Genomic DNA, 1171 nt, shown 5'->3' with positions numbered 1-1171 from the left:
CGTCATCCTTGTCTGTTGACGGCCTCTTGCAATTGGAGAGGCTGATCGGCGGGCAGCGCACCGTGTCATCCTTGGTCGTTGGAGACCGTGCCCGAGCAAGGTTCGCCGCCCGCCTTTCGTCATCCACCCCGAACAGTTGCCGGGGCCGGCGTGACAGCGCCGAGCCCGCAGGACAAGGATGGGACTTATGATGATAGACCGGACCGTGCTGGGTATCGATATCTCTGGAGCGCATCTCGACGTCTTTGCTCATCCCGAAGGGCGGGCCAGACGCCTGACCAACGATGCCGACGGGATCGCTGCCGTGACGGCCTTGGCGGCAAGGCGGCAGGCTTTCGTCGTGATCGAGGCCACCGCGCCGTTCGACCAGCCGCTGATCCGTGCCCTGGAGGCGGCGGGCCTGGTGTTCCACCGGGCCAATCCCCGCCGCGCCCGCGACTTCGCCCGGTCGGCCGGCCTTCTGGCCAAGACCGATGCGGTCGATGCCCGCATGCTGGCCCTTTACGGCACGGCTCTGGCGCTGCGGCCGACGGAGAAGGTGGCGCCCGCGCGGCTGGCGCTGCAGGGCTTGGTCAGCCGCCGCGACCAACTCGTCGCAATGCGCAAGGCCGAGCGGGTGCGGTTGCGGACCATGAGCGAGCCGTGCATCGCCGAAAGTCACCTCGCGGTGATCGCCCTCCTCGACGCTCAGATCCGCACCATCGAGCGCCGCATCGAGGCGACGGTCGCGGCCGATGCCGCTTTGGCCCGCCAGCGCCGTGTGCTGCGCGCAGCTCCCGGCATCGGGCCGGTCGCCGCTTCGGTGCTGCTGGCCAGCCTGCCCGAACTCGGCCGCGTCAGCCGCCGGGCGATCGCCGCCCTGGCGGGGCTTGCCCCCATTGCCCGGGACTCCGGCCTGCTGCGCGGCAGACGCTGCGTCCAGGGTGGCCGCAAGCGCGTGCGCGACGCCCTCTACATGGCGGCGCTCGCCGCCGTGCGAACAACGCCGTGGAAGGCCCTCTTCGCCACCATGACGACCGCCGGCAAACCAGCAAAGCTCAGCCTGATCGCCATCGCCCGCAAGCTCCTCGTCACGCTCAACGTGGCAATCCGAACCGGAGAATATCAGCCGCGCCCAGCCACCCCTTGACGCATACTCACACAGTTGCTCGGGCTTGACCCGAGGACCCAT

The 1171-nt window shown here is 69.3% G+C and carries 1 protein-coding gene; it reads left to right on the top strand.

The features are described 5' to 3' along the window. The first annotated feature begins 187 nt into the window (after nucleotides 1-187). Complete coding sequence (locus H9Q09_RS22325) at nucleotides 188-1129, top strand: IS110 family transposase (protein WP_246716293.1); 942 nt, start codon at nucleotides 188-190, stop codon at nucleotides 1127-1129. The last annotated feature ends 42 nt before the right edge of the window (nucleotides 1130-1171 follow it).

It is taken from the genome of Aurantimonas sp. DM33-3 (assembly GCF_014334315.1).
Classification (GTDB): domain Bacteria; phylum Pseudomonadota; class Alphaproteobacteria; order Rhizobiales; family Rhizobiaceae; genus Aurantimonas; species Aurantimonas coralicida.
The sequence above is the reverse complement of the archived record's forward strand: the minus strand, read 5'-3'. Positions and strand labels throughout refer to the sequence as shown.

Bases quoted from the DNA above. Each gene is read 5' to 3' on its own strand.
- H9Q09_RS22325 (WP_246716293.1), top strand. From the start codon at position 188: ATGATGATAGACCGGACCGTGCTGGGTATCGATATCTCTGGAGCGCAT.